Below are 6,160 nucleotides of genomic sequence, written 5' to 3'. Positions count from 1 at the left end.
GCCATGAAGCGCGGCCGGCCGCAGGTCGCCCTTGCCGTCGACCCAAAGGCAGCGTCAATCGTCGCTGTCGTGCTTTCCCTCAACAGCCTGTCGGCCGCCATCATCGACTATGCCGGCAACACCATCGTCGAAGATAGCCGCCGTCTCGTCACCCAGCGCATGCCGGAGCACGCCCTGATCGACGAATGCGTCACCATGATCCGGGGCCTGATGGATCGCATCGAAACAACCTACGGCCCGGTGCTGCGCATCGCGCTCGCGGTCCAGGGCATCACCGATTCGGGCTCGCGCAAGCTGCTATGGTCGCCGATCACGCCGCATGACGACATTCCCTTCGCCGACCGGCTCGAACAGGAGTTCGGCGTGCCGGTGACGGTCGAAAACGACTGCAACATGATCGCCGAGGCTTTGCGCTGGCGCGACCCGGTCCGCTACCGCGACGACTTCATCGCCATCCTGCTTTCACACGGCATCGGCATGGGACTGGTGCTGAAGGGCGAGCTGTTCACCGGCACGCATTCGTCAGGGGGCGAATTCGGCCACATGATCCACCGCCCCGATGGCGCGCTCTGCCGCTGTGGCCGGCGCGGCTGCGTCGAAGCCTATGCCGGCAACTACGCCATATGGCGCAATGCCCGTTTGGGCGACGAGAATGCCGAGCCGCTCGCCGATCTCTCCGACGWGGACATCACGGCCCTCGCCGACGCCGCCCGCGACCATGACGGCCCCGAGCGCGAAGCGTTCCGCAAGGCCGGTGAGGCCATCGGCTTCGGCCTGGGTTCGATGTTCGCGCTGATCGATCCCGCACCACTCGCCTTTGTCGGCGTGGGTGCCACCGCCTTCGACCTGATGGAGCCGCATGTCCGCGCGGCCATCGCCAAGACGGCAGGTGGGCTGCATTCCAAGGCGATCTCCTTCGACACCGAGCCGAACGAAGTCCCGCTCATCCGCCTGGGCTGCCTAATGCGCGCCCTGCTGTACGTCGATCAGGAGATCTTCGCCGCCGGCACGGCCCCTCGCCTTGCCGGGGCCGATTTCGCCTAACCGTCGAAGGCCATCACCGGGCACTTTTCCTCTTCTTGCTCCAAGTCGAAAGGAAGGACGCGGCGCGCAGCACCAGCACCGATAGCACCGCCGCCACGAACGGCCATTGCAGAGGGTTCGGCGCGGGCGGCGGGCGATGGAAGCTCAGGAAGTGCATGAACAGGAAATAGGCCGTGTGCAGCACAACAAGCCCCCACAGCACCGTCGCGCCGTTCTGCAGGAACTTCCAGACCGAGGAACCGAGCAGCTGGATCGACCGATCGTTCGAGGTGGCCATGAGCGCGAGCGCATAGGTCAGCGCGCCAATGCCGATCACGTTGGCAAGCCCGAAGCCATGCTGGAACATCACATACTCGCCCGTCTGCGGGATGATTTCGAAGCCGAACAGCCGCGCAAAATCCCACTCGACCCAGCCGCTGAGTATGATGGCCGTGTGCACGGCCGCCAAAAGCGTCGCATGGATACCGGTCTCGCGCCGATAGGCCACTATCCGCAGCAAGAGCGGCCATAGACGCGAGCCGGGTCCGATCGACATGGTGATCACCAGCATCGCCAGCGATGCGTCCGCGAATGCGCGGTTCCACCTGTGCATCGGGCTCCACTGGGCGTGCACGAGGGCGAACGCGTAGACCAGCGCCGCCGAAAGGCCGATGACCGCGAAATGGCGCAGCAGCATCCGGCGCCAGGCAAGTGGAACGAGCCGGTCGGCGTGTGCGCGCGCCGCGGGGATACCGGTCACTTCGGATACTCCATTTGCGTGGCGTCTGCATTGTCTGCGCGGCAAGCTCGCATTTCGTGCCATGAAGCGACAGCGAGAAGCACAATTCCCAGCGCCGCAATCAATGGCCGGATCGGGTCGAACCAGGTCATCAGCAATTCGCCCCCGAACAGGAGCATGAGGAGCTTGTTGCACGTCGGGCATGCGATGCCGATGAAGTCCGCGACGCCGCCGGCACCCGCGCGGCGGGCCGAACAGAAGGGGCGCCGCACGGCGACGTACAGCCCCGAAAGCGCCGACAGGACCGCCAGGGCGGGCAGTTCCCAGCTCCCAACGGGGGTCATCCGAATGAAGAGCGGATTGTCCCAGAGCGCCGAAACGGTGCCCAGCGCTGCGAAGCTCAGGATAGCCACGGCCACCCCCTTGAGAACGTCGCGGCCATGCCAGCCGGCAGCGGTTCCGCGCAGACCGGAAAGTGTGTGTTCACCCTGCATCGCTTATTCCTCCAACGGAACCATGACGGTTGGCCGGGCGGCGCTTCGCAAACCGCCCGGCGAGAACCTGCTGCGCGACCGTTACATCAGCCGGCGGCTTGCCGAGCACTGTCGCTGGCGACCTCGTGCGAATGGGGTTGGGTCGGATCGCCCAGCACGAGGATGGGAGACTGGCTCGGCACCCGTTCATACAGGTCTATGATGTCCTGGTTCATGAGGCGAACGCCGCCGCTCGAAACCGCCTTTCCGACGGTCCAGTATTCGGGCGTTCCGTGAACGCGATAAAGCGTGTCGACCTTGCCCTGGAAGACGTAGAGCGCCCGCGATCCCAGCGGATTTGTAAGGCCTGGCGGCATGCCGCCCCTGTCGGCGCTCCACTGGGCGAGATCTGGCTGACGCGCGATCATCTCGTTTGGAGGCGTCCATTTCGGCCATTCCTGCTTCCAACCGATACGGCCCCTTCCCGCCCAGGTAAAACCGGCCCGGCCAAGTCCAACCCCGTAGCGCATGGCCTTCCCGCCTGGCTGGACGAGGTAGAGGTAGAAGTTGTCCGTGTCGACGACGAGCGTTCCGACCGGTTCTTCGGTGGCATAGTCGACCTGCTGCCGATAGAAACGGCTCGGTACCTTGGTCAGGTCGATTGCGGCGATTGGGAACCGCTCGTTCGGAAGCGGGCCGTACATCGCAAGGGCATTGCTGTCGACGACCGGCGGCGCCTTTTTGACCGGTGCGTTTGCGGCCGGCACGGCCGCTTGTTGGGTGCTGACGCAGCCGGACACCGCAAGCGTTCCCAGCGCGGCTACGCCGCTGAGAAAATGCCGGCGGCTCAGTGCCGAGCCGTCTCCGGGCAAGGGCGCGGAGTCCGCGGCGTTCGTTTCGAAAGTGCCCGTAGTCATTTGCAGTCTCCTGGAACCATTTCCTGTACTTCGAGCGACACGCAGTCATGGAAGTTGATGACGCTGTCGTTGTTCATGCGAATGTGGCCGTTCGGCACCGATCCGCCGGCCGGTGACGGCTCATGCGTGCGGGCACGCGTCATGTCGCGGTTGCCGCGAGAAAAGCGCATTGGCGCCGAGCGGGCTGGCGTGCGAGCCGGACGGTGGCAGCCAAAGGCCGAACGGTCGGAAATCAGGCAGCGATCGGAGGCCGAAGGAGCGATGCGATCACCAAGCGACGCGGCATGGGATCTGGAAGCAGCTTCAAAAGCGCTGCGCGGGTCGGTGCGGGAAGCTCGACGCGGGCCTGCCAGGCAGGGCAGTCGCCCAGGCAGTGTGTGCTGGCGAAGCGGTCGTCAGAGGACTCACCGACACAGCGCTCCGGGGATGGCAAACACCCATCGGATCCGGCTGTAACTTCAGCCTGCAAGGTTACGCCCGGCAGCTCGCCAATGTTCATGCCTACGGCCGCTGCCCGATCGAGGGGCAGTCCGTAGAGGATGGTGATCAGCACCAGAACAATTACCGAGACAAAGTTGCGCACGGAGCGCCAACTAGCATGAAAACAGACAATTTTTGGTATCACCGAGATCACGAAAGTGTCATCGTCGGAACTTTAACTGCCATTCTTGAAGAAGTTGTCCATCAAAAGAATGGATGTGACGGAGCTCTTGCAGAACAACACTCCAATCACCAGAAGGTTGTTTACATCAGACCGACGCCAAAGCTTCGCGGCGCAGGCGATCTTCATGATTGAGCGCCACCACGCAGACCGGGCGGTCAGCAGTGCGTAGAGCTCGGCGTCGATGGCGGCACGCTGCCGATTGGCCTGATCTGCTGCTGGCCGCAGCCACTGGTGCGCTCGCCGCTTGCGGCAAGAACGGAACAGCGGCGCTAATCCTCGCGGATGGCGTAGCCGGCGCCGCGGATGGTGCGGATCACGTCGGGCATGCGGCCGGTATTGACTGCCTTACGCAAGCGCCCGACATGGACGTCGACGGTACGTTCGTCGATGTAGATCGTCTCGCCCCAGACATTGTCGAGCAACTGGCTGCGCGAAAACACCCGGCCGGGATGCCGCATCATGAACTCCAGCAGCCGGAATTCGGTTGGCCCGAGCTTGATCTCGCTCTTCTTGCGGTAGACCCGGTGCGACTCGCGGTCGAGCATGATGTCGCCGACCTTGAGGATCGAAGACAGCACTTCGGGCTTGGCCCGGCGCAGCAACGCCTTGACCCGTGCCATGAACTCGGGCGTCGAGAACGGCTTGACCAGATAGTCGTCGGCACCAGTCGACAGCCCGCGCACGCGGTCGCTCTCTTCGCCACGCGCCGTCAGCATGATGATCGGCAGCCGTTCGGTGTCGGGCCGCATCCGAAGCCTGCGGCACAGCTCGATGCCGGAGAGTGCCGGCACCATCCAGTCGAGCACCAAAAGGTCGGGCACGTTTTCCTGAAGCCGTATTTCGGCCTCGTCGCCACGCGTGACGACCTCGACCTGGTAGCCTTCGGACTCGAGGTTGTAGCGAAGCAGCACGCCCAGCGGCTCTTCGTCCTCGACGACCATGATCTTGGGGGCGATCATCGGCAGTCCTTCATGTTGGAGTTCAGGTGGCCGAAACCGGCGATGTGGTTTCTTCAACCTTCGGCCGGTGGAGCGGCAGCTGCGTGCCGGTCACCACGAAATACGCGTTCTCGGCGATATTGGTGACATGGTCGCCAATGCGCTCCAGGTTCTTGGCGCAGAACAGCAGATGCGTGCAGGCAGTGATGTTGCGCGGATCTTCCATCATGTAGGTCAGGAGCTCGCGGAACACCGCGTTGTACTGGATGTCGATCTTCTGGTCGTCGGCGCGCAGGTTCTTCAGGCCCTCGGCCTGGCGCGCGACATAGAGATCAACGACGCCCCGCACCTGGTCGAGCACCAGCTGTGCCATGGCATCGATCGAATGCGAAAGATTGCGTGGCGTCGGCGACTGGCCGACAGCGCCGACACGCTTGGCGATGTTCTTGGCGAGGTCGCCGATGCGTTCGAGATCCCCCGCCATACGGATGGCGCCAACCACGGCACGCAGGTCCTGTGCCATCGGCTGGCGCTTGGCGATCAGCGTGATGGCGCTGTTGTCGAGTTCGCGCTGCTTGGCGTCCATGATCGTGTCGTCGGCGACAACGCTTTGCGCCAGCGCCTGGTCGGACGACAACAGCGCGCGGATGGCACCGGCAACCATCGAGCCGCCGAGATCGCCCATGTCACGGATGAGCTGGTCGACATGCTGGAGTTCTTCGTCGAAGGACCGGACTGTATGTTCGCCCATGATTTATTCCTCGTCTCGTATACGGCGGCGAAAACGTCCACTCAGCCGAAGCGGCCGGTGATGTAGTCCTGCGTCCGCTTGTCGTCGGGGTTGGTGAACATCTTGTCGGTAGCGCCTTCCTCGACGAGATAGCCGAGGTGGAACATCGCGGTGCGCTGCGACACGCGTGCCGCCTGCTGCATCGAGTGCGTCACGATCACGATCGTGTAGTTCTCGCGCAGCTCGTCGATCAGCTCCTCCACCTTCGCGGTAGCGATCGGATCGAGTGCCGAGCACGGCTCGTCCATCAGGATCACTTCGGGCGACACCGCAATGGCGCGCGCGATGCACAAGCGCTGCTGCTGGCCGCCCGACAGGCCGGTGCCCGGCTCGTTGAGACGGTCCTTGGCCTCGTTCCACAGAGCCGCCTTCTGCAGGCTCTTCTCGACGATCACGTCGAGCTCGGCCTTGTTCTTGGCCAGGCCATGGATGCGCGGGCCGTAAGCGACGTTTTCGTAGATCGACTTGGGGAACGGGTTCGGCTTCTGGAACACCATGCCGACACGCGCGCGCAGTTCGACCACGTCGATCTTGGGATCGTAGATATCCTCGTTGTCGAGCGTGATCTTGCCGCCGACACGCGCTGCGTCGATCGTGTCGTTCATGCGGTTGAGGC

9 protein-coding genes are annotated in these 6,160 nt (G+C 63.8%); 2 read left to right on the top strand and 7 right to left on the bottom strand.

From position 1 onward, the window contains the following. The coding region (locus AC1DWF_RS29210) for an ROK family protein (RefSeq protein ID WP_476842378.1) at nucleotides 1-1,044 on the top strand (1,044 nt) is incomplete at its 5' end. A 13-nt stretch (nucleotides 1,045-1,057) separates the two neighbouring features. Here the strand turns inward: AC1DWF_RS29210 and AC1DWF_RS29205 are convergent. From AC1DWF_RS29205 to AC1DWF_RS29190, 4 genes are all read right to left on the bottom strand, one after another. Further along, on the bottom strand, nucleotides 1,058-1,783 hold the full coding sequence (locus tag AC1DWF_RS29205) for a ferric reductase-like transmembrane domain-containing protein (RefSeq protein WP_476783084.1): 726 nt from the start codon (nucleotides 1,781-1,783) through the stop codon (nucleotides 1,058-1,060). Continuing rightward, nucleotides 1,780-2,256, bottom strand: a complete 477-nt coding sequence (locus tag AC1DWF_RS29200) for a hypothetical protein (protein WP_476783085.1) — start codon at nucleotides 2,254-2,256, stop codon at nucleotides 1,780-1,782. Before AC1DWF_RS29200 ends, AC1DWF_RS29205 begins: the two co-directional genes overlap by 4 nt. An 86-nt stretch (nucleotides 2,257-2,342) precedes the next feature. Further along, the gene (locus AC1DWF_RS29195; RefSeq protein WP_476783086.1) at nucleotides 2,343-3,152 is read right to left on the bottom strand and encodes a L,D-transpeptidase; all 810 of its coding nucleotides are present in this window, start codon (nucleotides 3,150-3,152) and stop codon (nucleotides 2,343-2,345) included. After that, the gene (locus tag AC1DWF_RS29190) at nucleotides 3,149-3,295 is read right to left on the bottom strand and encodes a hypothetical protein (protein ID WP_476804421.1); all 147 of its coding nucleotides are present in this window, start codon (nucleotides 3,293-3,295) and stop codon (nucleotides 3,149-3,151) included. The genes AC1DWF_RS29195 and AC1DWF_RS29190 overlap by 4 nt, the downstream gene beginning before the upstream one ends. 455 nt (nucleotides 3,296-3,750) lie before the next feature. Here AC1DWF_RS29190 and AC1DWF_RS29185 point away from each other — a divergent pair, with 455 nt between their 5' ends. Beyond that, the gene (locus AC1DWF_RS29185; RefSeq protein ID WP_476783088.1) at nucleotides 3,751-3,948 is read left to right on the top strand and encodes a hypothetical protein; all 198 of its coding nucleotides are present in this window, start codon (nucleotides 3,751-3,753) and stop codon (nucleotides 3,946-3,948) included. Nucleotides 3,949-4,085: 137 nt separating this feature from the next. Here AC1DWF_RS29185 and phoB read toward each other — a convergent pair whose 3' ends face one another. From phoB to AC1DWF_RS29170, 3 genes are all read right to left on the bottom strand, one after another. Continuing rightward, complete coding sequence (gene phoB / locus AC1DWF_RS29180) at nucleotides 4,086-4,775, bottom strand: phosphate regulon transcriptional regulator PhoB (RefSeq protein ID WP_476783089.1); 690 nt, start codon at nucleotides 4,773-4,775, stop codon at nucleotides 4,086-4,088. 22 nt (nucleotides 4,776-4,797) lie between these two features. Further along, entirely contained in the window at nucleotides 4,798-5,505 is a 708-nt protein-coding gene (gene phoU, locus AC1DWF_RS29175; RefSeq protein ID WP_476783090.1) for a phosphate signaling complex protein PhoU, read from the bottom strand. 41 nt (nucleotides 5,506-5,546) lie between these two features. Next, the coding region (locus tag AC1DWF_RS29170) for a phosphate ABC transporter ATP-binding protein (RefSeq protein ID WP_476842377.1) at nucleotides 5,547-6,160 on the bottom strand (614 nt) is incomplete at its 5' end.

The sequence above is a fragment of the Aminobacter sp. P4_D5 genome (assembly GCF_056401815.1).
The sequence above is the reverse complement of the archived record's forward strand: the minus strand, read 5'-3'. Positions and strand labels throughout refer to the sequence as shown.

Bases quoted from the DNA above. Each gene is read 5' to 3' on its own strand.
- AC1DWF_RS29200 (WP_476783085.1), bottom strand. From the start codon at position 2,256: ATGCAGGGTGAACACACACTTTCCGGTCTGCGCGGAACCGCTGCCGGC.
- AC1DWF_RS29195 (WP_476783086.1), bottom strand. From the start codon at position 3,152: ATGACTACGGGCACTTTCGAAACGAACGCCGCGGACTCCGCGCCCTTG.
- AC1DWF_RS29190 (WP_476804421.1), bottom strand. From the start codon at position 3,295: ATGACGCGTGCCCGCACGCATGAGCCGTCACCGGCCGGCGGATCGGTG.
- AC1DWF_RS29185 (WP_476783088.1), top strand. From the start codon at position 3,751: ATGAAAACAGACAATTTTTGGTATCACCGAGATCACGAAAGTGTCATC.
- phoB (WP_476783089.1), bottom strand. From the start codon at position 4,775: ATGATCGCCCCCAAGATCATGGTCGTCGAGGACGAAGAGCCGCTGGGC.
- phoU (WP_476783090.1), bottom strand. From the start codon at position 5,505: ATGGGCGAACATACAGTCCGGTCCTTCGACGAAGAACTCCAGCATGTC.